Here is a 25,007-nt window from a genome sequence, read left to right on the forward strand (position 1 = left end):
TCTAACCTCCTAGGTTTTAACAACTTCCCAATACCAACTACCAGATCAACAAGATTCGACTCTCGCCTGTGAAATCCTTTACTCAGCCCCCTCCGACAAAATGAACAATCTCAATCCGATCTCCTTCTCTTAGCGTGGTTGTTCCATGATGATCTTTGGTCAAAATATTGCGATTCAACTCAACTACCACGGTTTTCACTTGCAAGTTGAACGATTGCAGTAATTTGTCGACACGATTTAACCCATCGTCAACCTCCATCTTTTGGCCGTTCACAATAATGTTCACAGCATAACCTCCCTTCTGTTCATTCGATCCGGCGATAACGCCTCAATCCCAATCTCTTCAGCACTCTTGCCCTCCAGCATATCTGCGATCCAGCGACCTGTTATTGCACTAAGCAATATTCCATTACGAAAATGTCCATACGCTGTATATAAGCCAGGTATTTGCTCGTATTTCCCTATATACGGAAGCCCATCAGGGGTAGAAGGTCTTATACCTGCCCATGCACGCACAAAGTCCGCCTCCTTGATTCCCGGTACCCAATAACTTGCCGCTCCAAGTAATCGTTGCACACTATTCGCCGATACGCTGTGATCTTTTCTTCCTGGCAAACTGGTTGCGCCAATCCATACCTCTCCGTTGGCTTTCGGAACAATATAGACATCTTCTGCATATACCGTGCGATCGGGTCTGCCTCCGGCCTGATCTGTAAGGAACCGAACGGCCAACATTTCACCTTTCACCGGACTTGAAGGCAAAGTGCCCCCCACTTGATGCATGAGTTGCTCCCCTTGTAAACCAGCAGCTATGATGATATGTCTGCAACACACCTCTCCCCTAGCCGTCATAATCCCTTGAACACCATGCTTATCTACGATCAGCCGAACATCTTGAACTCCCTCCAAAATGCGGGCACCCATCATTTCAGCCGATCTCGCATAAGCTCTTGTCAATGACACGGGCAACGCTTCGCTCTCCAATGATCGGTAATAAGCGCCGTACGTATCCCGATTCAACCATAACGCTTTTCGTTGCACCGTGCTTCGATCCCACCAAAGTTGTTGCACTCCCGAAGTGGTATTTCGTCTATCCTTGTATTTACTTAGATCACCGTATGAACGAAACGGTGTGATAAATCCGTTGCGCCGTAAGCCAAGATCCATACCTGTTAAAGCGGATATTTGCTCTTTGTGCTTATGCAACAACTCCCTGCTTTCATGTGCGGCTTTTGCCATGAGTGGATGAGCAAAATCCTCACTGTCTGCTGCCAGCATGCCGGCAGCCGCACAGGAAGCTCCGCTAGCAATTTCCGACTGCTCAACAAGCAGTACTTCCCGACCTCTGGATGCCAGTTCAAAAGCAATCGCACAGCCTATGACTCCACCGCCTACAATGATTGTTTCTGCATGACAGGTTTCTTGTGTCTTGGATAAATTCGAATTTTCAGATAGAGCCAGCAGCTCAAACTTATTTTGATCATACGATGAACCTATCACTTCCTCAGGTTGACTCGCTTTGCTCTGCACCATTTTGTCATCTCCTTGTTTGAACAACATTCACATTTTCTCGGGTTGGCATCATTTCCGGCTCTTGACCGGGAAACATTCACTTCACCGCGTCCACGGCCTGTTTAAGAAGCGCAGCAGCATAAGCAGGGTTCGCATGTTTTAACACACTTGAGATCACAGCAGCACCCCTGGCTCCCGCAGACCTGACAGCCTGAATGTTACCCGGATGAATCCCCCCTATTGCAATAACAGGCACCTTTACACTGGAGCACACTTCCGACAATGCATCTAATCCCCTCGCTACAGAATCAGGTTTACTTGCACTTGCGTACACATGCCCGAAAAAAAGGTAATCCGCGCCATACTCTTCGGCAATTCTCGCTTCATGCAACGAATGCACCGATATCCCCAACCTGAGCCGTGGATCACGCTTGTTCTCCGGCGTTACCATTACTTTTGCCCTTTCCAGCATATTTTGGCTCCAATGTACCCCTTGATAAAAATGACCTGACGAATATAGGTTCGCACCGTTGATTACAATGCGGGAAGCCGGAACACCCGCTTCTGCCATCAATTTGGCCCAGTTAAAACATTCCTGTTGCGAAAGTTGCTTTTCCCGGATATGAATGTAATGCACATAAGGCCAAATATCTTTGGCTGCTTTCAACATGGCTGACTGTTCCGCATTATTCGTAGATATCACATGTAACTCAAAAAAGTCTTGCTCTTGTCCACACATTGGTACAGATTTATCTGTCCGCTGGTGCCACTGGTTTGTTGAAGTTTTACCTGATTCATGAGCTTCATAATCAAACATCAACGTATGCAACCTCGTTTTCGCTCCTTTCATCTACAGGCTTGGAGGAGTTGTAATGACAAATATAAATCAAAAAAGCCACTCCCGTAGGGGAGCGGCTGCGTATAAACAAAGGTTCAGTTCAATCACAAGCGTGTGACATATACCTTTTAAACAGTTTGATAGTCAAGTTGATAACTGTCTATTCGATATTGAAACGCTTGGCATCACGATGTAAAAAGATCCTATTCTTACGTTAAGAATCATTTATTATCGTTTTCGCTGAAACGCGCCACTTCCCTACGCTGGTATGATCCAGATCAGGTGCAAAGGGTCCGGAATCGCATTTTTCCATCTCAGCCGCATCGTGCGGCCCCCCTAGTGTTCATATGAAGTTGTAGCCTATATTACCACAACCGGTTTTTTTTGTCATCGTGCTTTTTCGGACCACTCTTCTACATTCCACGTTTTAGTGACCCAGCCTTCATAAAAATCCGGTTCGTGCGATACAAGTAAAACGGTTCCCTTATATTCTTTCAACGCACGCTGCAGTTCAGCTTTTGCCGTGACATCCAGATGGTTCGTCGGCTCATCAAACAAGACCCAGTTGCTTTCACGCATCAACAGTTTGCACAGTCGGACTTTGGCTTGCTCCCCACCGCTAAGCATGTTAAGTGGACGCGTAATATGCTCATTTTTGAGCCCGCAACGTGCAAGATGTCCTCGTACCTCGTTCTGCGTTAGATGTGAAAACTCGTTCCATACATCATCGATCGGTGTAATATTTCCGGCTCGCACTTCCTGTTCAAAGTATGCCGTCTCCAAATAATCTCCAAGAAACGTTTTTCCGCTAATTGGCGCTATTTTACCCAGGATCGTTTTGAGCAGTGTCGATTTACCTACACCGTTACATCCCACAATCGCGATCTTTTCTCCACGTTCGATCGTCATGGTCATCTTAGGTAGTAATGGATACGTATAACCGATCTCAAAATCAATACCTTCAAAAACGGTTTTGCTACTTGCGCGGGCATCCTTGAACTTAAATGTTGGTTTTGCTGCTTCGTCTGGTCGATCGATTCGCTCGACCTTTCCAAGTTGTTTTTCCCGGCTTTTCGCCCGGCCAGAGGTCGAAGCTCGAGCTTTGTTGCGTTGAATGAAATCTTCCTGTTTTTTGATGTATTCCTGTTGCTTCTCGTAGGCATCGATATGCTGTGCTTTCTGCATATCTGCCATTTCAAGAAATTTCTCATAGTTGGCCGCATAACGCGTCAATTTTGCAAATTCCAGATGATAAATGACATTAACCACTTCATTCATAAACTCTGTATCATGGGAAATCAATAGAAAGGCATAGGGGTAGTCTTTCAAATATCTTGTTAGCCACTCAATATGCTCTACATCCAGATAGTTTGTCGGCTCATCCAATAATAGGGCGGTAGGTTTCTCCAACAACAACTTCGCGAGCAGGACTTTCGTACGTTGTCCACCACTGAGCGTAGCAACATCCCGATCAAGGCCAATTGCATTTAATCCCAAACCGTTTGCCATTTCTTCCACTTTCACATCAATCAGATAAAAATCGCCCTGTTCGAGCTGCTCTTGAATATCGCCCATTTCTTCAAGTAACTGCTCAAGTGTGTCAGGATCAGCATCAGCCATCTGATCGGTAATTGCCATCATTTGCTTCTCTAGTTCCAGCAGCGGCTGAAAAGCATCTTTAAGCACATCACGAATAGTCTTGCCTGGTGTTAACTTGGTGTGTTGATCCAGATAACCATATCGAACTTTGGGCGTCCATTCCACTTTACCGCTATCCTTAAGCAATTTTCCGGTGAGGATATTCATTAATGTTGATTTTCCGGCACCATTAGCTCCAACCAGACCAACTCGTTCTCCAGCAAGCAGACGAAACGAAACATTTTTAAATAACGTACGGTCTCCAAAATTGTGACTGACGTTCTCTACTGACAATAAACTCATAAGATGAGACTGCTCCTATCTATATACATTACTTTTAGTTCACGTTCCAAAACCCTATTCTAGCACAGGTTCAGTCTTTTCTGAAAGTAATGACACATGGGCGGAGCAATCATATTCGAAATAACCTCCGGCGGCTGCCTGCCTTGCAGTTGTAAACACCTCTTCAGCACGAAACCCAGGGTTACAGGTGGCAGGATAATGATATTTTATGCCAGTTGCGGGGTCAATCCCGCCAACAACAGCCGTTTTTTTGACCAGCCGGCCTCCACCAATGGCATAATTGTTAATCCTCTGACCCCCTACAGCGATCCCCTGTATAAAAGCCATAATGCCCGTATCATTGATTGAGTTGTACCAATCTTCCTGTGGGACCAAAGGCATCGTGAATATATAAGAGACACCATTTTTTCTGGCAAACTCATTATGTCGATTGATTACGCCTGCAAGCTCTTCCTGTATTCGGGTCACGATCCGGCTACGCCGAACCTGTTCAAAAGTTGTAGAGTCCTGAAGCAATGTAATCGTGGAATCAGAGGCCAGCTCCTGCTGAAATCCTTCGATCCATTTTCCTGCACCAGCATCATAAGCATACACATAACCGTCAAGTGTGAAATTAATGCTATTTCCGTCTGAATCTGAATATGTATAAGGTTTTTTTGGACTCCACACATGGTTATAAGACTTTTCTATCTCCCCGGTCATCTCGGTTTCCTTGGCAAAAATGTAATAACCATCGTAATCCAGAACTACAATCGCTGGAATATAATCAAACATATGTTGGATCGCCGCTTGGTCATCCTGTATCCCCATGTTTAATGCCATCGTTTGAGTAAAGGTGGTTAACGCCAATTCCTTATCTGCTTTAACAAACTTGGCAGAATCATAACCTGCTTCAGCATGTTGTTTTTCATTCTGGTGCATGACCGCGCCAGCATCCATCACTGCGGTTTGTAACGCTGTTTTGTAGCGATAAGCCAGTTCATTGGCCTCTTGGGCATCTTGCGTATGAAACGAGAGGATATAAAATAACGGGAAGAAAATGAGTACAAACACGATAGAAAGCTCAGTAATCTTCATTCAGTACCATACCTCCATAAGAAGCAAAAACCGCAGAAGCCTGAACTGTACCTTGTAACCATTCTCGTATCATCATGGAAGGTGTGCGATTGGTACTTTTTAAACTGACGGTGAAGAAGTCACCCATACTGAGAGTATATCTGCGCCCAGGATCATCAATGGACAATGTGCTGGACAACGGATATAACCGCTCCTGAATCTGTGACGAGTAGTATGCATCATAAACAACCTCGTATGTGCCCGTGAAGCTGCTCTGAATCATCGGATCTGAATACTGGGGGACATATTTTTTGTGTAAATGTTCCATCGATATGTCATAGTTATTACCCGTTTGGGCTAACTGTTCTTGAAACTCCGCTTGCATTCGAGGTGAGATATATCCCTTGGTGCGGACAGCATCCACAAATCGTGTAACACTCTGAGTCGCTGTCAAGCGTGCAATATCATCCTGACGTTCAGCAGTCTCGGCCGCTGGATACACATAGAGCAGTAAAACGGCAAGCAATACCGCAAACAATTTGGATACTGCATTAATCACTGCCTCTCTACCTCCTTCCAAAAAGAAAGCTTTAACAATTCACCGGATGCACTTCGGTTATATTCAACTCGATAATTCCTATACAACTCAACCGGAATCATAGCTGATCGATGTTCAAGTGGATTAATCACGTACTCATGACCGTCAACCTCAACCCGAACGCCCGTGCCTGTCATTTGCCGCACCGTATGCAGAACCTCAGCTCCGGTGTATGCGACCAAACCATCTGTGAGAAGTGTCGTATGAACTCTTCCTTCCATAGCCGCATTTGTTTTCACCCTCTCGTTCAAGGCTTCGTTTAAAATACGGATGTTCCACTGCCCGTACAGGCAGGCTGTCACAAAAAGGACAACCGCCGTACAGAACAGCATCAGATGCTGCGTGTTCCGGGACATATTCAACCAGCTCCAGTCAGGATTGCTGGAAAATCAGACCTCTAACCACATTGGATCGGTCTTTAACGATAATGGCCTTAAATTTACCGCTAGGATTAACATATTGATTGTCCTTTTCACTCATTGTCTGATTAATACTGCCTACTTTGTCATCAGGTGCAATGACAGAACCATAGTCCGCGTTATTCACATCCTGAGAGATGTTGAGCTGATTACCGTACCACTGTCCGCCTTTGTTTTTCCCCGTAATAACCTGGATGCCAAACTGGTCCTTATCCGCATATTTACGTAAAGCATTGGTCACTTGTGATCCACTGATGGTTGTTCCGTCATACACCGTAAATGCTGCCTGAGAAAGCTCGGTTTGAATATCTGCAAAATTATTTTGCGCTGTTTTGGTTGCCTCCTGTGCCGAAATAAATAACAAAACTACAATCGTAATCAAAGCAATCGTTAAAAATATCCCCGCTGCCACCTTTAAAGCACTTGATGCATTATTCATACTAAATACCCTCCTAAAGTGTTATGAATGATTACTTTCAGTTCTTCGTAAAAGCCAAGCACTACAGTTTCTGGATTTGTTCATAATACATGCTCATCTGCACAAAACTCATGCCTACCAGGGGAATAACGAGGTACATGAAGATCAATGCATACATAGGTGTAAAACCAATTGCCCTTCCCCACCCTGCCTTGATATCAATAATTCTGCTATACTCCTGTTTGCGCTGTTCAAAATAAAAGGCCATCATGCTTTCTAAATCATCAAAAGCTTCACGAATGGATATTTTACCTAAAGCCAGCTGCAGTTTATCAATCAAACGTTGAAATTCAGGCAAACCCACCTCCTCTTTTAATTGTTCAAGTGCTTGTTCAGGGCCATGTTCGAAGTGCAACAAACACTTTTGTAGTGGCCTTTTAAAAATGACAGCGAATCGATTAAGCCATTCTACGATTTCCTCGACAGACATCCGATCCATCTCTCGTAAAATCGAAATGACCGTCTGAAATTGATAGATTTCATGCTTCATATCCAACCTTCTCATTTTGCGCTGGAACAACATGAGCCAAACGGGCAAATTATAGCCCCCTATCCCTATGAGCAGCGCCAAAATAATCTCCCACCAGCGCACATATTGGTTGTTATATGCTTCAATCTTGTCTATAATCCGCTGAATTGTTGCTGTCTGAGCATCATGATCAAGCTGGGCTGGTGCAAGCTGCAACAGCGCATTCGAAATATCTGCGTATGTGGCTGCCCGCTTCATCTCAACATACGCCATAACTTTTCCATCCAGTGCCGTCTTCTCTCGGGCAACTTTCAAATCTGCCTCTGACATTGCACCAAACATGCGGTCATCCCTGATTGGATCGTGTAATATATGATTACGCTCGACTTGATGTAGCAAAAGAATCAAGCCCACTGTCAGAACCAGACCACTAGCGAATAGCAATAATCTGCGAATAGCTAACCATTCATATTTCAGCTCGGTACTGCTCTCTCTCATTAACCTGATCGTCTGATTGTAAGGAGTTGTTCCAGGCTTGGCTGCAAAAAGCATCGCCAGCCTCCGCAAAAAAAGTTGCTTATACAAAAAGCGATCCAGACTGGATTGTTTCTTCCCGGAGCGGTAGCGGGTTTCATCATATTGCTGAAGACGCTGTAATAGCAAGTAAGCAACAATGATGATAATGTATATGGATATTTTAGTGATAAAACCAAGTTTGCTACGATAAAAATCATCCATCGTCGGGAAACTGACCCGAGCCCAACGCTCAATTGGCCCTGTAAACAGTACAGGTACAAGAGCGATCACGTTTAATCCTTGTAGCAGATAATCAAGCCTGTCACGCCTTAATATCTCCAGGTGTATCTCCTGAGTCAGATTACCTAAACCTTGCAGATAGATGGAGCCCTGCTCCTTGTCCTTATCTCCGAACTCCATCACCATATAAGATACACCGGCAAAACCTTTGAGAAAGCGGTTAGGTGCCACTTCATAATATCGTTCAAGTGCTTCATTGGGGTCGGGAGAAGTCAACGCTTCGTATATTAGCCTCACTTGCTCGGCGGCTTCTCCTGTACCTGCTTCGGACGCTTCATAGAGCGCTTCCTCAACCATGCCATGCTGATGATACCGATGTCTTACATCGGCGAACAAATCTAGCATTTGCACCAGCAGTTTTTTCTCCATACGGCTCAGGCACATATCTAACACAAGACTGTTCAGCACGATAGCACACAGCGTAGCCAGAAGAATAAAAGCGATACCTGGCTGTAACCAAAACAACACTGTACTAACACTTCCGTACCCGCCCATAATCATCAGAACAACAGTCATCGTGACTCTGCGAAGCGCTGGTTCATCACTGGCATAACGATATGAGATTCTTTTTTGCACTTGCAAAATATACGTTGAAAGCAAGGGTATCTTCATCCCGACTTGATATGCCTGCAACAGGAAACTTCCCCAATCTCTATACTTCTTACCTTGAATATTCACGATTTTTCCCGCAGCGTACATCAAGGTTGACTCTCTTTGCCTCAGCATACGAAGAATGATCAGCGTGATGACTAAACCAACTACACAAAAACTGATTACAAACAATAATAGCCATTTAATGCTCATAGGTTTCACCCCAGTGTTGTCCAATAAACCGCCCAAAATTCTCGGCATCTGGTAGCGTCATCTGCTCCTGCATATCTACGATGCTAGAAGCCGAGATCGGAGCAGTAGCCACATATTTTCCTTGGCGATACTCTACGACATTTTTAAATGTGAACCCGGTCCTTTCTTCCATACTTTCCGCTTCAAGGGAATGGGGAATACATTCCGTAATCCGCTCAATATATCTGCGGCCCTCTGCGTCTTTTTTCATATGAACATCAAAGTTAATGACGCTGACAACCTGTTCTTCGGCAATATGTTCATGCTGAAACATGCCTGTTTTAAGTAATGAATTCCGGAGTGAAAACACCAGATCACGGAATGTCTTGGCGTGATGCGTAAACAGGGTAAACAAACTCGCCACCTGTGACATCTGAATCATCCAGGCAGCCACCTCATCACTCGCAACCTCACCAAGAATGTTTACTGTACCATCTGTTTTTTTCTGTAAATCCAGTCCTTGCTGACCCGATATATGTTCCGTTTCCCGAAAACTCAGAATGTTACGGCGACTGTATATCCGTCTTAATTGCAACTCAAATGCCATCTCCTGTACACGCAAAGTATAGGAAGCATAGATATGTTTTACCATCGCCATCAGCAATGTTGTTTTACCGGAGCCCTGTGCACCGGTTACTGCCGTGATCCGGCTACCTTTCATCAAATATTGCAATAGCTCTATTGGTAATTGTGCGTTGTTACCTGTAATCAACTGTTCTAGGGAGGCGTTGGGAATATCAAACTTCCGAACAAAGAATGCCCAGGATTCCGCAAAAGGAGGACGCACAACGACAACACGCGAGCCGTCTTTCATCTCATTCACTTTATAACCACTTGCTTCCGATAATTGACCAGGATAATTGTATTTATATATGTTCTGACACACTCGTTTCAACTCCCGGATACTGCCAAAGCTTAAAAAAGACAAATGAATAGACTTCCCTTTATAAAAAATCCATACACTCTCCATCCCGCTTAGCGGTTCCTCGTTATGCTCATCCTCAAAAGCATGTTCCAAAAGATCATTCCATGAAGCGGGTACATAATTTCCCGTATGTGGCAGTGTTTCAAGAGCACCGCTTACCCCTCCGCTGACACCATCGATCCGCTGATCCCTGATTTCATCCACTACCGAGAATCCTTTATATTGTTGATAGATACGCTGCACGATAATTTCTACCTTTTCTCTGAATCCCAATTCCCGGTATTCACAATCAAAAACATGCTGGATATCCTGATCGGAAATATAGTAACTTCCGCCATCTTCCGAGCCTTCTTCCAGCCTTAGTTTACCTAAATCATAGGTATCAATCATTCTGGAAAGAGCATCTACCCCAAATTGCTCACGGTATAAATAAAAGATGATCTCAAAGCGATCTTGCACGCTTAACCGTTCGGGTTCAGCAAACATCATCACTTCGTCGACGTTGGATTTATTCAAACCAATACTTCGTGTCAACAAGTCACTAATCAGGTTTTTGACATACGTCTTGTCACTGATGCTTCCTGATACACAGTTTTTGAGCGCTTTTCTCATCTCAGCACGTTGATTGATTCTACGGCGATACTCTTCTTCATGTAAACCAGCATCGGCAAGCTGACTATGGCTTATTTCATGCAATGAATTTTTCACTTGTTCAATCAATGTCTCAATCGTAAAGGACTCCTGCTCAGGTATACGTTCATTTTTTTCCCGCATATAGGCTCGATACTTGAAGCATACATACCATATACTTGTAATTAGAATCATTGTGATGAAAATCGCATTCCAGACCACTAGAGATTCAGGCTCCCCTTTCCAGCCTCTTCAGCACAGTACGCTTCCCCGTACCATCCATAATCAGGCGAGCGAGTTCAGCCATACCTGAAGCAAAACTCCCTTTTTGAACTTGTTTTTTCTCAGTCAGACTCTCAAGTTGCAAGTATCTGGCGACATCTCTTCGGTTGATGGCATCCAGATACCCGGTCGTATACGGGACTGCCGAAAGACTTCCCTTGTATCTGAAACCACGCTTTATATTGGAGAGTGTAGCACGAGAATGCGAATCATATTTATTGATAAGTACATGTAGCTTCCGTTCCGTTATTTGTTCAGGCAGGATCTCTTCGAAAAAGTGTTCCAGATTCCTCATATTCTGATTCAGAACAACGACAACATAATCTGCCTGCTGCACGATAAGCGGTGAATCATCATTAGATTGCCCTGCATCCAGAAGCACAAGATCATAACATTGATTAGCAGTCTCCAGCAGTTTTTTTAACAACTCCCCTTTTTCACTCACAGAGCGCTCATTTCTATACACGCTCCCAGTCAGTAGATCAAGCCGATCTTTCAACAGCGGTTTGGTGTAATCCTTCAAATTGTGCTTGTTAAGGCTACCACTAATAAACAGCCGTTCGACAGCATCCCAACCATTTTCTTCGAAAGAATACGAGACATCGACTGAACTCTTCTCATCCCGAAATATGCCTGATTCCACACCATAATTTGCCGGACCTGTGTTAACAAGCAATACTCTGGCTCTATATTTTAATGCTGTTGCATATGCACCCATTAATGCACTTGAGGAACATCCCGTTTCCGCAAATGGACTCCAAAAAGCAATCGTACTCATGCCCTCATCCTCCCCGCTTCTTTGATCGCACGACGGCTCCGAACACTCTCCCACCCGGTCAGTTGTTCCACAACACGACATAAGGATTTTTTGTAATTTCTGGACAGTGGGCCAAGATGCACACGGTGATAATGTTCATTTTCAAGCCTAACCGCAGTGCTAAGCTCATCCCACGGGAGGATGAGGGACTCCCCGGTCCACCGAAAAGGACCACCCTCAAGATAGGCCCAAAGATAATGGGCTTCAAGTTTACAATCCACGCCATTAATCAGCATTCGTTGAAAAGCCAGCTCTTCAGGAAGCTCCTGCTCGTTGAATAACTGTTCTAACCAACCTTTACCCCGTTCCAGATTATATCGTTCATAATCGCTCACCCAGACGCGAACTTCTGCGGTATGCCATAAATGACGTGAAGCAAAGTGCAAGGTCTCGATGTCATATAACACATAGTCATAATTATCAAGACTCTCACCGTTAATCTGCAGATGCTGCTCTACCGCCATTGAAGTAACAAAATGACACGCAATATCAAATCCCTCGAATTCCACAACTCGTAAGGATTGCTGATGATCTCCAACACTGTATCCATATTTTTGTTGCAACGTACCGTCCACCAAGAGAACCCGCTTACCTGTTGAAGCCAGTATTTTACTCAGATATAACATCAGATCATTTTTCTCACATAAACCTGCAAAAATCCAAATGTGCACTGATCAGCGCCCCTCAATCTCATTTTAATGTTGTTATAAGAATCAATGATCTAATCGATTTACTCGTTTCCCGTCAGCAATTGCTGTTGGTCGTTCAGAGTTGAAGATTCGATAGCGTCTGATTCCTCTCCCGTATAATCTGTTTCCCTATTGCCTGATCCGTCGTTCCAAATCGTTCCGTTAGCTCCAGATGAATCTTGAACTTTTGGCCTTTTATTATACGTAACAGAAGATTGTGCCACATCTTGTTCGACACCATTAGATGGAGCTGACATGGAGGCAGCTAGAGAACTTTCGAGTGAACTTCGAACTTGTCTCGACAATTCCTGCTCGGCATGACGCACAATGTTGGGATCACTCTCCAGTAGCTTTAACACTTCGGAATTGGCTGGATATGTCGGAATAGCTGCAGTCTGGAATTGTGGTTCTACATAGGTTAGAGCGTAGATTGAAGCTTTATGTAAATAGGCATCCACGATTGCACTGGATAACGACAAAATTTCTTCTTCTGTCATCGTAATCCATAGTGTTGCTGCGTTTAACCGTTCCACCTTTTTCTTGGACAAGAGAATGTAGTCTTGACCTGTAGGAAACTGAATACGTACGTCGACCATGTCTCCTTTGGCAAGCGAAGATGGTAGCAATACCACTTGCAACTCTCGATTTCTTAAATCAGGCGACGCAGGTGTTCCTTCATACACCATCTCCGTTGTAATCGCCGTTCCTTTTTTTAGCTCAATTTTAGCTGACTGCCCTTCCAGCTTCTTCGAACTAGACCATAGATTGCGTGGAGCCTGAGCGTCCGGTATCGCAATCAGTTTCAGATCCTCTGGTGAGATAAGTTCTCCCGCTTCGATATCCCTGATGGTTACCCACCCTTGGGCACCAGAATTCCACTGCTGCAACAATTTCGCTTCTTTCTCCTCATACGCTGACAGATAACGGGCCTCCATTGCTGACCTGACATCCTCTTTTGTGCTCATCTGATATACAACGTAACCTCCAAACATCATACCAACAGCTCCTGCTCCAATCAGTCCTGCATAAATCAGTTGACGACTTTGTTTTCTTAATTTGGACAAAAGAGGCTCTCCTTTCCTAATCTCCTCTACTCATGTACTTTTTAAGTGAAAAAAATGAACGTTTTGAGGTCTGCCTTACCATTAAGTGCCCTAGAATTTGTGAGAATACCTTATCCATATGAACATCCTTGTCAAATGGGTCCAGCTGCAGTGGTAATCCGTATACGTGGGATGTATCCAGTGTTCTACGTACACGCTCCACTGCGTCTGTTGCGGCGAGCGGAAGGCAGTAGATCCATTTCTCCCGGGGAAAGCGATAATGTGTGCGTACAAAAGCTCCAATCTCTGCTTGTTTCCATTCAGCACCAGAACCAATAATGATAGGCAGATCTGCACGCAAAAACTCCTCTAGTCGATTCTGATCCTGTCCGCTTCCTAGATCCATCACAATAAATTGATAACTACCGCCCAGCAGGGATAAAATATCGGCCCGGCCAGACTGCTTCCAATAATGCACGCCATCCACCGCAAACTGCCTGCTTGACGCTACAGGTTTACCACCTAGCGCAATGTGCTGGATACGTGTAAATGATTGAGAGCGAGGTGACATTTCGATCACCGCGACCTTAAAGTTCTTCCTCTCCAGATAATGACTGATCGCTATCGCTGTATGAGTAACACCAGCACCAGCGGAAACCCCCGTAAGAGCAATCACTCTCGTGCCCCCACCAATCGTTAGCTGTTGATCTGCAGGCGAGGACATCATTCCCGGTATTCGAAGTAGCTCCTTTCTTACCTCATTCGCCGTTTGAAACCGTTCATTCACATCATATCGCAGCAACCGCCTAACAACAGGGATATATGTTCGCGGGATATCGCTTCGTATAGAACTTTCCACGCCTTGAATCCATTCTGTGTATGCCCCACTCGTCATCAGGTACAGCATCAGGGCTCCAAGACCATATAGATCTGAACGGGCATCTGACTGCCCGGAGCCGTATTGTTCTGGTGCCGCAAATCCCGCAGTCCCGAGTTTTACCGTATCTTCAGCATGATTCGTTTTATAACTGCGGGCAATACCAAAATCAATCAAGCGCACTTCATGCTCTGGTGTAATCATAATGTTGGACGGCTTCAGGTCCCGGTAAATAACAGGAGGATCCAATTTATGCAAATAACTTAGAACATCCAGTAATTGAAGCACAAATTCCATCAACTGCTCCACCGGAATTTTACCCCGGCACTGTTTGAAGTAGTCACTCAGCGTTAACCCTTCAATATATTCCATGACAAGGTACGTATAACCGTCATCGTCAGGAGCAAAAAAATCAACAATCTGCGGAAGTCTCGGATGGCGCAATGATGTCAACAGAGCCGCTTCTCTCTCCATACTGCCTTCATAGGGCATCTTCGTGACACTTTCCTTCACAGCCCAGATCTTCCCTGGCAGCTTCAAATCCTCTGCCTCATACACATGGCTCATTCCTCCTGAACCAAGAATCGATAGGATACGATATCTGCCTCCCAGCAGGCTCCCGCGTTCTAGCCTCGCCGGATGTCTCATAGGTATACCTCCTTCCAAACAACATAAAAAGGGAAAGCTTCACCGATAATGAGCACACTGGACTTCCAGTCATGTTCACTTCGGGATGCTTTCCCTCAAATTTATTGTCGTTATGGTTAATATTGGTATCATTATAGTACACATAATCAACCGTTGTAAAGCAGAATATTTTACAAGTTTAATGACTTAATATTTAATCATATATAATGTGATCTCTTCACGATTATGAAACAGCTGCTTAGAACGCTGAATCTGCATCCGTGAACGCTCAAACGTATCGATCACTTCTTTTATAAGCGCAAGTGGTTTCTTGTGAAGCAATTTCACCGTAACAATGGCTGTCCCGCCGGATTGGAGACTATACAGAAGGTCAGATACCAGTCTGCTCATCAGCTTCGGACTCCAGCTCATATCACATACAAGCAGATCGAATTCACCTTCGCGGAAACGCACATCACCTGCATTTTTTTTCAAAAACGTCAATTTAGGTGAAGCGAGCAAGGTTGCATCCATCTTCGCCGGGTCTACTGCTGTTACCTCAAGCCCGCGCTCAAGCAGGAATGATGTCCATCCCCCGGGTGCTGCGCCAATATCAAGTGCCTTGTGAAACGAAGTAAAATCAATACCAAACGTTTGCTCCGCTTCAAGCAACTTAAATTTGGCTCGTGAGATTTGTCCTTCTTCCTTCTGAAAACGGATCGCTCCACCACTCCAGTCGGACAGATTCTGTTCCGGTCTGGATACACCTGCATATAACATATCATTAGCAGCAAATACCGAAATGACATATTCCGCATCCCGAATAACCCATTCACAGCCCAGATCACCCAGTTTTTCTGTCAGCATTTGTTTCAATGAAGCTGCGTTTTCGCGCCAAAAAGAACCCTCCGTTTTGCGAGTTTGCAAAACGACCTGCGCACCAGACAATTCCTTATGGTTCAGAATAAATGCAATCAATTTCTCCAGTGACTGCTCTGCATCCTCTGTATTCTCTTGAAATTGAACAGGCTGGATGTGACGCAAAAACGTCGGAGACTCTTGCAGAAGTCTAATCGAGACTTCTTCCTCTGCAACTGGTAAACCAGCCAGTAGAATCTCGCCTGGAACCAGAACCGTGCTCTTCACTGCTCCAAAAGTGCGGCGCAATTCCTCCTGCGCATAAGGTGCAAAGCCGTGATTGGCCGTGCATATAAAACGGGAAAAGTCTGTTTCTCCCGAAACCGATTGTGTACTCAACTTGTGTTACCCTCCAGAACGTACGCGTATCCATGGACGATCCTCATGCCACTGGACTTCCACCGGAATATCATACGTATGCTTAATTGTATCTTCTGTTAAAATCTCGTGTTTTGGCCCCGCCGCAGCAATGCGTCCATCACGGATCAATGCGACATGAGTAAACAACGGCACGATCTCTTCCACATGATGGGTGACGTACACCACCGTCATATTCCGCTTGCGCAGACGATCAATCTCAATCAGCATCTTTTCACGTTCATACAGATCAAGGCCAGCACAAGGCTCGTCCATAATAAGCAACTTTGGTTCTGCCATTAACGAACGTGCCAACATGACTTTTTTGCGTTCTCCCTGGGATAACGTTCCCAGCGAGTGATTTGCCAATTTTGCGAAACCCATCTCATCCAGCAGTTGCATCGCCTTTGTTTTCACTTCATCTGGAATCGTCTGATAAAAGCGCAAAAAGGCATAGGCTCCTGTAGCGACAACCTCCCACACCGGATCACGTAAGGTCAATTTTTCGATCAGTGTTTGGCTGATATAACCGATCTCTTTGCGTACCTCCCGGACATCACATTGCCCGTACACGTTACCGAGCACTTCAATGCGTCCCGAACTTGGAAACATATATCCATTCATCATTTCCAGCAGTGTGGTTTTACCTGATCCATTACGCCCCAGGATAACCCAATGTTCCCCTGGTTCAATGCGTAAATGAACGTCATCAAGTATTTGATTTTCTTCGCGACGAAGCGAAATGTTCTCCATCACTACAACACTCATTTTAATACCGCCTTCCGAATCTCATTGAGCAGATGCTCAACCGAGTTCATCCGATAGACCATCCTGGGTACATCTTGCTCACCATCAAACAACATTAAAGCCGGTACACTCGAAATCTGGAACTGCTGCACAAGCTCCGGAATATCATGAATATTCATCTCATATAAAACACCTTCTGGCAACATATGCTCAGCAACCTCCAGCATACGGCGTGCCGCTGCACACGTTCCGCATAACGGAGTATAGATAAATACAGCTTGAGGCAACCCTTCCCATACACCGCGCATTACCATTTTAGACGTAATCGGCTTCATAACTTCTCAGCCTCCGCAGCCACCCGCAACATGACTTCACCTGTCATCGGACCGTTATGAATTATAACGGATTCAGGTTTGTTGCTATACAACATCTCGTACATCTGGCGTTTTCCATACATACTCGACGTATGTAAATAGATCTCACGCGGATAGAGCCCTTCCCGTACAATCGCCGCAGCTACTTCACCGCCATTCATCGAATCCGGCCCAAGTTCATAGTCCAGTGATAGAATGTCTACTTCGCCATCTCGCAATAACAAAAGGCATTCCTCAGCATTGCTAGCCAGAACAAACCCTTTTGGACAAGAACGATAGTCATCCAGAAAAACATGCATCGCCTCGCACCTCCCCACTTATAACCAGGAACGCATGAGCTGTATATCGTCACTGTGCGTTCCGTCTTCTCCTGTTTCCGTCTCCATTACAACAACCGCTTGCATAATATTTGGTGATTGCAGAAGTCTCTGCATCGATTCATAGCCAATCTGTCCATGACCAATTCTCGCATGTCTGTCTTTGTTCAGACCGGATGCATATTTCGAATCATTGAAATGAACAGCCGCCAGGTCATCCCAATATCCCAGCTGCCTGCCTTTTTCCAACAAAACGTTCTCATCTCCAGCCTTCCACATCCCCGAAGCAAAAGCATGACATGTGTCGAAACAAAATGCAATATGTTCAGGGTATCGACTCAGCTTGCGAATCTGGATCATTTCTTCCATCGTTGTCCCCATGGGTCCATGATCTCCTGCCTGATTTTCAAGCAAAATCTTGGATTCGCCTTGCCACCCTTCCAGTGCAGTGTCCAGACAGTGAATCAAATTACGATACCCCTCTAGCGGATCTTTCGTTTGTATATGGCCAAAATGAACAACTGTTCCAACCGAACCACATGCATTAGAAATCTCAAGATCATTGCGAATCGATGAAACAATAGCATGAAACCCCGCCTCTCCACGGGTCATGCCCAGTGCCGGATTCGTAGGATAAGGTGAGTGAGCAATGGATGCCATACCATGTTCTCCACACCAGTCCCTGCACAATGCAGCATCTTTCCGATCAAGACTTTTCAGACTAAGACTGCGCGGATTTTTCGGAAAATACTGAAAAGCCGTCGCTCCCATCTCATATGCTCTCTTGGCCGCCTGTAAAAATCCGCCTTTAGTGCTGACATGTGCGCCGATGCCGGTTTTAGGCCTCATGCTGACATTGCGGACAGAAAAATGCCTTTTTGCCCGTAATTTCAACTCGTTCAATAGTTCCCCCGCAGCGAGGACAAGTTTCACCCTCCCGGTCATAGACCCGGCACTGCTCGTCAAATTTTCCTGTTTTGTTGTCTCCCTGCATTAGCGGCATTTCCATATAACCGCCCTCGTGCGCTGCCTCGCGTAACACCGATTGCATAGAGTGATACAGTCGCTCTGTCAGTTCAGTTGAGTTCGCAATGTTCTGCGTTTTTGAGCTTGGTCTAAGTCCCGCTGCGAAGGCGATTTCATCTGAATAACAATTGCCGATGCCAGCGATAATATGTTGATTTACCAAGGTTGTTTTGAGTGTTCCCCTGCGACCTTTAAGCAACGTAGCAAAACGTTCTTTGTTCATGCGACGATCCAGAGGCTCCGGACCTAAATCAGACATAGCTTCTTCCGTTTCCTTGGAAGACATCAGATGCAGATACCCAAGACGCAAACCGATGAAGAACAGAATATGTTCTCCGAATTGAATCTCTACCTGTGTGGTGCGGTCAGGACGCTCGTCCTCAGTCCCCCAGAACAACATGCCACCCAGCATAAGATGCAACACAAGACGTTTGCCGTTTGCAAGGTGAAAGATCAGATGTTTAGCGCGCCGTTCCACAAATATAATCCGATTGCCTGTTAACTCATCTATAAACACATCAGCGGTCGTATTGATCGTCTTTTCACGGTTCACAACTACCCCTGTAATCGGTAAATCAAGGATATGCTCGGACAATAACGTCCTGTAATTTTCCATTTCCGGTAACTCTGGCATTCTTTATCTACTCCTTCTTGGAAGCCTGGCCTGCCTTTTGGGCTAACCATGCAGTCAGTGTATGCAAATCTTCAAAAATATGATCTGGACGCGCCTTCGCAGCTTGAATATGTCCATCCATATTTTCATGTGTAGTAATGCCTGTAAGAACAAGTATCGTTTCACAGCCTGCTGCCACGCCTGCAGCAATATCCGTGCGCATATTATCTCCGATAACAGCCACTTCTTCTGCCTTCAAGTTCAACCGGCGGATGGCTGATCTCATAATAATGCTTGAGGGTTTACCGATCACCGTTGGCTGCACGCCAGTAGCCGCCTCAATCGCAGCCCCAATCGTGCCCGCGCCGGGCGTTAATCCATCATCAGCCGGAAGCTGAAGATCAGGGTTAGTCATAACAAACTTAGCTCCCCCATTAATCCAGCGGAGTGCCTTCGTTAATTTTTGATAGGTAAATTCGCGGTCGATTCCTTGGATCACAACATCTGGCTCAGCCTCCGTCAGAATTAAACCCGCTTCTTCAATGGCCTGTAACAGCCCGAGTTCCCCGATACATGCCACCTTCGCGCCGGGAAAATCTGCAGCAACATATTCGGCCGCGGCAACCGCAGAGGTACATACCTCGGAAGCATCCGCTTCTATCCCCATGCCATTCAAATGATCAGCCACACCTTGGGGTGTACGGGAAGAATTATTCGTTACAAACAAATAAGGAACTCCCTGCTTTCGCAACGTTCGAATCAGCTCATCGGCTCCATCAATACGATGCCTGCCATGATACAATGTACCATCCAGATCGATCAGATAGGCCTTAATCATACATTGCACTTCCTTTCTCCATTCTGTTAACATTTCATCCCCTTAACAAAATCAGGCGATGCAAACAAACCTTTATACTATGTATTCAAACATGTAGGATGGTTCAGTCTCATAGTAAGGAGCACACAACAAGTCGAACCGGATCGAACACGGACGTTTTAACTCGCGCGCCTTCTGTACAAGCTTGTCATTTCCTGCGCTTTCCCGGAAAATAATTCGGAAAATTTCCCTACTCATATTGCCCATCCTACACGCTTTCTGAACAGATTGCAAAAGGGACCTCGGGAACGTTTCTCCCTCAGTCCCGTCTCACTCGCCGGTTGTTGATATAGCCTGCGTCATGAATCAAGGCCACCGCTTTATAGCGAAGAATCATGCTTCCCATGAACCACAGAAATCAGTTGGTGCTCGTTCGCAAGTCTTGTGTTCGGGAAGATACTCTTGGCTTCTTCGAGTAATGGCTGAAGCTGTTCCTCATCTTTATAACGGGAACTGAAGTGAGTCATAATGAGCTGACCCACATTTGCCGCTAGAGCCGCTTCCGCCGCTTGTCTGGACGTACTATGATAGTACTCATGAGCAGTTTCGGCCAGATCATGCATAAACGTCGCTTCATGTACAAGAACATCCGCATTCTGAGCCAGAGGTTTCACGTTTTCGCAAGGACGCGTATCACCCAGAATCGTAATCACCATTCCACGTTTCGGTGCTCCCAAAACATCCTCAGGACGAACCGTATCACCACTATCCAGTGTAATCGTCTCTCCGCGCTTTAACCGCCCAAACAATGGGCCTGGTTTCAGACCGTACGTTGCTAGTTTAGCCGGATCAAGACTACCTGGACGATCTTTCTCCGTAATCCGATATCCATAGCTGTCAATACGGTGTTCGAGCAGGGCCGATTCGACGATAAAGCTGTCATCTTCAAACAGTACCCCGCCTGTATGCTCCACAATATTCAAATCATAATTCAAACGAGACTGGCTAATCTCCATCGTTGTTGCAATCATGCGCTCCGTCCCTGGTGGTCCATACACCGTGAGCGGAGTCGTTCCGCCCTGATATGCCCTGCTTGACAGCAAACCAGGTAATCCAAACACATGGTCACCATGCAGATGGGTAATAAATATTTTCTCCAATTTGCTTAGTTTAAGCGGAGAACTTAAAATCTGGTGCTGTGTCCCTTCTCCGCAGTCAAACAACCACAGCGCTCTGCGCTCATCCAACATGCGTAGTCCGATGGACGTTACATTCCGTTGCAGCGTAGGTACACCAGCATTAGTTCCCAGGAAATATAGTTCCATTCTGGATCGCACCTCTTTCTGTTGCCAGCAAAAAACCTCCGACCATGCGGAGGGCTTGCCTGAACAACTTATCAATTTATGCTTTTTCGACGTTAAAATATTTGGCCTGCGGATGGCTGAATACCATGGCGGACACCGATGCTTCAGGTTCCATCATGAAACCTTCCGTCAACTCTACTCCGATATCTTCAGGCTGCATCAGCTTGAATAACGGACCCTGATCCTCCAGATCCGGACAAGCCGGATACCCAAAGGATACTCGAATCCCCTGATAACGTGCGCCATGACGTTGTTTCATCGTCATATCAGCCGGGTCTGGGAAACCCCAGATATCCCTCATCATGTGATGCACACGTTCTGCCAGCCCTTCCGCCACTTCCAGTGCTACAGACTGCAACGCATGCGAGCGTAGATAATCCCCTTGATCCTTCCATGCCGTCGAAAGCTCGCGCACACCATGTCCCGCAGTGACAACGAGGAAGCCCACGTAATCCATTTCACCGGATTCAACTGGCTTCAGGAAGTCGGAAAGACACAGGAACGGCTCCACCTTCTGGCGTGGGAACGTAAAGGTATGCAGGATATTGCTCGTATCTTGCGGATCATAAATGATGACGCTATTGCCGCTCGACTGCGCCGGGAAGAAACGATACATCGCATGAGCCTGAATGATTCCGTCACGAACCGCTTCTTGCATAATGCCATCAACGACCGCCTTCAAATCCGTTGCCTTAGGATCACCCGCAGCGAGCAATTGCTCTACTGAACCACGAAGTCCCAAATGATGCCCGAGTAGCATCTGCATGTTCACATAAGGCAGGATGTGTGATAACGGGTAATTCCGCAATGTATGACGCTCGAGATCAGGGGGTACAAGCACTGGATGATCAGCTGAAATGGCTGAGCGTTCTACCCGGGTTAACTCGGGTAGTGCTTGAACCTCTCCCGCATTTGAAGCATCGGCTTCTTTTTCCGCATCCATCTCAGCCTGCATCACTTCCCGAGTTACTGGATTCATCAGCTTATTGGCCAGATCCAGACCATCCATTGCATCCTTCGCATAGACTACCATGCCGTTATATTCAGGGCGTATCCGGTTTTTGGTAAACTTACGAGTCAATGCCGCTCCACCTACCATGATTGGCACATCAATACCAGCCGTGCGCAGATCCTGAGCGGTAAGGATCATCTGCTGAGCAGACTTAACGAGCAAACCTGAGAGGCCAATAGCGTCCACTTTTTCTTCTCTATATGCCTCAATAATACGCTCTGGTGGTACTTTTATACCCAAATTAATGATCCGGTAACCGTTGTTGGACAAGATGATCTCTACCAAGTTTTTACCGATATCATGTACGTCCCCTTTAACGGTGGCGAGAATGATCTTACCTTTAACAGAAGTTTCGTTCTTCTCCATGAACTGCTCCAGATATGCGACTGAAGCCTTCATAACTTCGGCACTCTGAAGCACCTCCGCGACAATTAACTCATTGTTGTTAAAGAGACGTCCGACTTCTTCCATGCCCCGCATCAACGGACCGTTGATGACTTCAAGCGCTGAATATTTGTTGAGAGCCTGCTCCAGATCGGGCAACAAACCCTCTTTGCTTCCTTCGACTACATAAGATGCGAGACGTTCTTCTAATGAAAGGTTCGATATTTTTTCTTTTTTCTCTACCTTTTTGTTACGGAAAGCGGCTACGAACGCAGCCAGCGTATCATCATTCGTATTATATAAAAGCTCTTCCGAGAGTCTGCGTTCTTCTTCCGGAATGGATGCGTAACGCTCCAGCTTTTCTGTATTCACGATGGCATAATCCAGACCTGCTTTGGTGCACTCGTACAGGAAAACAGAGTTTAACACCTCACGACCTGCCTCAGGCAGACCAAAGGAAATGTTACTAATACCCAAGATGGTATGGCACTCTGGTAACGCTTCTTTAATGATACGTATACCTTCGATCGTTTCTTTCGCAGATCCGATGTACTGCTCATCCCCCGTACCTACCGGAAAGACCAGTGTATCAAAAATAAGGTCTTCAGGCTTCAAGCCGTATTTATTCACCAGTAAATCATAGGAACGTTTGGCTACTTCAAGCTTGTCCTCGCGGCTGATCGCCTGACCACGCTCGTCAATCGTTCCGACAACTACGGCTCCGCCATATTTATGCAACAAAGGTGTTACGAGCTCAAATTTCTCTTCTCCATCCTCAAGGTTAATGGAGTTAATTATTGCCTTACCTTGAGAATATTGAAGCGCTGTATCAATAACCGCCGCGTCTGTCGTATCAATCATCAGCGGAACCTTAACCTTTTTGACAACAAGTTCAAGGAACTTGATCATATCTTCTGTTTCCTCGCGGTCAGGGTCCTGTACGCAGACGTCAACGATGTGTGCTCCGTTTTTCACTTGAGCCCGGGCAATTTCGGAAGCTTCCTCATACTTGCCCTCGACAATTAGTCGTTTGAATTTCCGTGAACCAAGCACGTTGGTGCGCTCACCAACCATATAAGGACGATTGTCCTGTTCGACATATACCGGTTCAATTCCTGACAATGCAGGCGGGTGTGTTCCGTTCAATTCCCTTGGGGGGTACTTGGCAAGTGTATCACGCATGGCACGGATATGCGCTGGGGTTGTTCCACAGCATCCTCCTGCAATGTTCAACCAGCCCTGTTCTGCAAAAGCACCAATCTTCTGCGCAAGTGAATCCGGTGATTCATGATAGTTACCATTCTCGTCAGGCAGACCTGCATTCGGATAACAACTCACAGCTACAGAAGCCATGCCAGACAAAGAACGAATATGGTCACGCATAAACTCCGGACCTGTCGCGCAGTTTAGTCCCACCGAAATTGGGTTAAGGTGTTCTAGGGATATATAAAAAGATTCAATGTTCTGACCGGCCAGAGTCGTACCCATAGGTTCAATCGTTCCTGAGATCATAAGAGGTAGCTTAATGCCACTTTGATCAAACGCTTGCTGAATGCCAATACTTCCTGCTTTGACATTGAGAGTATCCTGTGAGGTTTCAAGCAGTAGCGCATCAACGCCTCCCTCTATTAAAGCAAGGGCCTGCTCGAAATAACTGTCCACCAGCTCTTGGAATGTCACCCCGCCAGTCACAGACAACGTCTTGGTTGTTGGCCCCATCGCTCCGACCACATATCGTGGTGACTCAGGTGTGGAGAAACGGTCTACCGCAGCTTTCGCGATTCTGGCCGCTTCGAGATTTATTTCGCGTGCACGATCTTGAATATCGTATTCAGCTAGTACAACTGAAGTTGCACCAAATGTATTGGTTTCGATTAAATCGGCACCAGCTTCCAGGTAATCCTCATGAATACGCTGGATCAAGTCTGGGCGGGTTAGCACCAACATTTCATTACATCCATCCAGATCTTCGCCGCCGAAATCTTCGCTGGTCAGATCCACTTGTTGAATCATTGTCCCCATTGCGCCGTCGAGGATTAATATTCGTTGTTTTAATGCATCGTGTAGACTAAGCTTATCCAATATCTTCACCCCCGCAAAACGTTAAATCTTAGTTTAACAGAAACTTACTTAATGTGAAAGATCGGTTTTGCTCCCGAAAGGTCGCGGATTTGCAGGAATGAAGCAGAATTGTGAATCGACAAATTTTGAGCAATCC

The 25,007-nt window shown here is 45.7% G+C and carries 24 protein-coding genes and 1 riboswitch; all 24 genes read right to left on the bottom strand.

Going from position 1 to position 25,007, the window contains the following annotated elements:
* Window positions 1-82: 82 nt before the first annotated feature.
* On the bottom strand, window positions 83-286 hold the full coding sequence (thiS, locus tag FS818_RS09095) for a sulfur carrier protein ThiS (protein ID WP_145331528.1): 204 nt from the start codon (window positions 284-286) through the stop codon (window positions 83-85).
* Window positions 283-1,533: a glycine oxidase ThiO gene (gene thiO / locus FS818_RS09100; RefSeq protein WP_186375446.1), complete on the bottom strand. Its 1,251-nt coding sequence runs from the start codon at window positions 1,531-1,533 to the stop codon at window positions 283-285. Before thiO ends, thiS begins: the two co-directional genes overlap by 4 nt.
* Window positions 1,534-1,609: 76 nt before the next feature.
* On the bottom strand, window positions 1,610-2,362 hold the full coding sequence (locus FS818_RS09105) for a thiamine phosphate synthase (protein WP_145331530.1): 753 nt from the start codon (window positions 2,360-2,362) through the stop codon (window positions 1,610-1,612).
* Window positions 2,363-2,588: 226 nt separating this feature from the next.
* Window positions 2,589-2,698: riboswitch (TPP riboswitch) on the bottom strand.
* Between the two features lie 39 nt (window positions 2,699-2,737).
* The gene (locus tag FS818_RS09110; RefSeq protein WP_145331531.1) at window positions 2,738-4,291 is read right to left on the bottom strand and encodes an ABC-F family ATP-binding cassette domain-containing protein; all 1,554 of its coding nucleotides are present in this window, start codon (window positions 4,289-4,291) and stop codon (window positions 2,738-2,740) included.
* A 54-nt stretch (window positions 4,292-4,345) separates the two neighbouring features.
* Window positions 4,346-5,368, bottom strand: coding sequence for a hypothetical protein (locus FS818_RS09115; RefSeq protein WP_145331532.1), 1,023 nt, complete (start codon window positions 5,366-5,368; stop codon window positions 4,346-4,348).
* Window positions 5,355-5,906, bottom strand: a complete 552-nt coding sequence (locus FS818_RS09120) for a hypothetical protein (RefSeq protein WP_145331533.1) — start codon at window positions 5,904-5,906, stop codon at window positions 5,355-5,357. The genes FS818_RS09115 and FS818_RS09120 overlap by 14 nt, the downstream gene beginning before the upstream one ends.
* On the bottom strand, window positions 5,903-6,301 hold the full coding sequence (locus FS818_RS09125) for a hypothetical protein (RefSeq protein ID WP_145331534.1): 399 nt from the start codon (window positions 6,299-6,301) through the stop codon (window positions 5,903-5,905). Before FS818_RS09125 ends, FS818_RS09120 begins: the two co-directional genes overlap by 4 nt.
* Before the next feature lie 16 nt (window positions 6,302-6,317).
* Window positions 6,318-6,803 carry an ABC transporter permease gene (locus FS818_RS09130; RefSeq protein WP_090916729.1) on the bottom strand — a complete coding sequence of 162 codons (486 nt, stop codon included), beginning with the start codon at window positions 6,801-6,803 and terminating at the stop codon, window positions 6,318-6,320.
* A 61-nt stretch (window positions 6,804-6,864) separates the two neighbouring features.
* Window positions 6,865-8,931, bottom strand: a complete 2,067-nt coding sequence (locus FS818_RS09135) for a hypothetical protein (protein WP_145331535.1) — start codon at window positions 8,929-8,931, stop codon at window positions 6,865-6,867.
* A complete protein-coding gene (locus FS818_RS09140) occupies window positions 8,921-10,720 on the bottom strand; it encodes an ATPase, T2SS/T4P/T4SS family (RefSeq protein WP_145331536.1) in 1,800 nt (599 codons plus the stop codon). The genes FS818_RS09135 and FS818_RS09140 overlap by 11 nt, the downstream gene beginning before the upstream one ends.
* 34 nt (window positions 10,721-10,754) lie before the next feature.
* Complete coding sequence (locus FS818_RS09145) at window positions 10,755-11,585, bottom strand: CpaE/TadZ family protein (protein ID WP_145331537.1); 831 nt, start codon at window positions 11,583-11,585, stop codon at window positions 10,755-10,757.
* Complete coding sequence (locus tag FS818_RS09150) at window positions 11,582-12,295, bottom strand: hypothetical protein (protein ID WP_145331538.1); 714 nt, start codon at window positions 12,293-12,295, stop codon at window positions 11,582-11,584. Before FS818_RS09150 ends, FS818_RS09145 begins: the two co-directional genes overlap by 4 nt.
* A gap of 59 nt (window positions 12,296-12,354) precedes the next feature.
* A complete protein-coding gene (locus FS818_RS09155) occupies window positions 12,355-13,377 on the bottom strand; it encodes an SAF domain-containing protein (protein WP_145331539.1) in 1,023 nt (340 codons plus the stop codon).
* A 16-nt stretch (window positions 13,378-13,393) separates the two neighbouring features.
* The gene (locus FS818_RS09160) at window positions 13,394-14,881 is read right to left on the bottom strand and encodes a serine/threonine protein kinase (protein ID WP_145331540.1); all 1,488 of its coding nucleotides are present in this window, start codon (window positions 14,879-14,881) and stop codon (window positions 13,394-13,396) included.
* 186 nt (window positions 14,882-15,067) lie between these two features.
* Window positions 15,068-16,117 carry an SAM-dependent methyltransferase gene (locus FS818_RS09165; RefSeq protein ID WP_145331541.1) on the bottom strand — a complete coding sequence of 350 codons (1,050 nt, stop codon included), beginning with the start codon at window positions 16,115-16,117 and terminating at the stop codon, window positions 15,068-15,070.
* Window positions 16,118-16,123: 6 nt separating this feature from the next.
* The gene (locus FS818_RS09170) at window positions 16,124-16,903 is read right to left on the bottom strand and encodes an ABC transporter ATP-binding protein (protein ID WP_145331542.1); all 780 of its coding nucleotides are present in this window, start codon (window positions 16,901-16,903) and stop codon (window positions 16,124-16,126) included.
* Complete coding sequence (locus tag FS818_RS09175; RefSeq protein WP_145331543.1) at window positions 16,900-17,217, bottom strand: thioredoxin family protein; 318 nt, start codon at window positions 17,215-17,217, stop codon at window positions 16,900-16,902. The genes FS818_RS09170 and FS818_RS09175 overlap by 4 nt, the downstream gene beginning before the upstream one ends.
* The gene (locus FS818_RS09180) at window positions 17,214-17,555 is read right to left on the bottom strand and encodes a cyclic-phosphate processing receiver domain-containing protein (RefSeq protein ID WP_145331544.1); all 342 of its coding nucleotides are present in this window, start codon (window positions 17,553-17,555) and stop codon (window positions 17,214-17,216) included. Before FS818_RS09180 ends, FS818_RS09175 begins: the two co-directional genes overlap by 4 nt.
* Before the next feature lie 18 nt (window positions 17,556-17,573).
* Entirely contained in the window at window positions 17,574-18,422 is an 849-nt protein-coding gene (locus FS818_RS09185) for a deoxyribonuclease IV (RefSeq protein ID WP_145331545.1), read from the bottom strand.
* Window positions 18,412-19,233 (bottom strand): Fpg/Nei family DNA glycosylase, encoded by an 822-nt coding sequence (locus FS818_RS09190; RefSeq protein WP_145331546.1) that lies wholly within the window; start codon window positions 19,231-19,233, stop codon window positions 18,412-18,414. Before FS818_RS09190 ends, FS818_RS09185 begins: the two co-directional genes overlap by 11 nt.
* A gap of 7 nt (window positions 19,234-19,240) precedes the next feature.
* Window positions 19,241-20,050, bottom strand: a complete 810-nt coding sequence (locus FS818_RS09195; RefSeq protein ID WP_145331547.1) for a TIGR01457 family HAD-type hydrolase — start codon at window positions 20,048-20,050, stop codon at window positions 19,241-19,243.
* Between the two features lie 72 nt (window positions 20,051-20,122).
* Window positions 20,123-20,287 carry a hypothetical protein gene (locus tag FS818_RS28745; RefSeq protein ID WP_186331680.1) on the bottom strand — a complete coding sequence of 55 codons (165 nt, stop codon included), beginning with the start codon at window positions 20,285-20,287 and terminating at the stop codon, window positions 20,123-20,125.
* Window positions 20,288-20,409: 122 nt separating this feature from the next.
* On the bottom strand, window positions 20,410-21,354 hold the full coding sequence (gene rnz / locus FS818_RS09200) for a ribonuclease Z (RefSeq protein WP_145331548.1): 945 nt from the start codon (window positions 21,352-21,354) through the stop codon (window positions 20,410-20,412).
* Window positions 21,355-21,430: 76 nt separating this feature from the next.
* Window positions 21,431-24,871 carry a methionine synthase gene (metH, locus tag FS818_RS09205; RefSeq protein ID WP_145331549.1) on the bottom strand — a complete coding sequence of 1,147 codons (3,441 nt, stop codon included), beginning with the start codon at window positions 24,869-24,871 and terminating at the stop codon, window positions 21,431-21,433.
* Between the last annotated feature and the right edge of the window lie 136 nt (window positions 24,872-25,007).

Source organism: Paenibacillus xylanexedens (assembly GCF_007680605.1).
Taxonomy (GTDB): Bacteria; Bacillota; Bacilli; order Paenibacillales; family Paenibacillaceae; genus Paenibacillus; species Paenibacillus xylanexedens_B.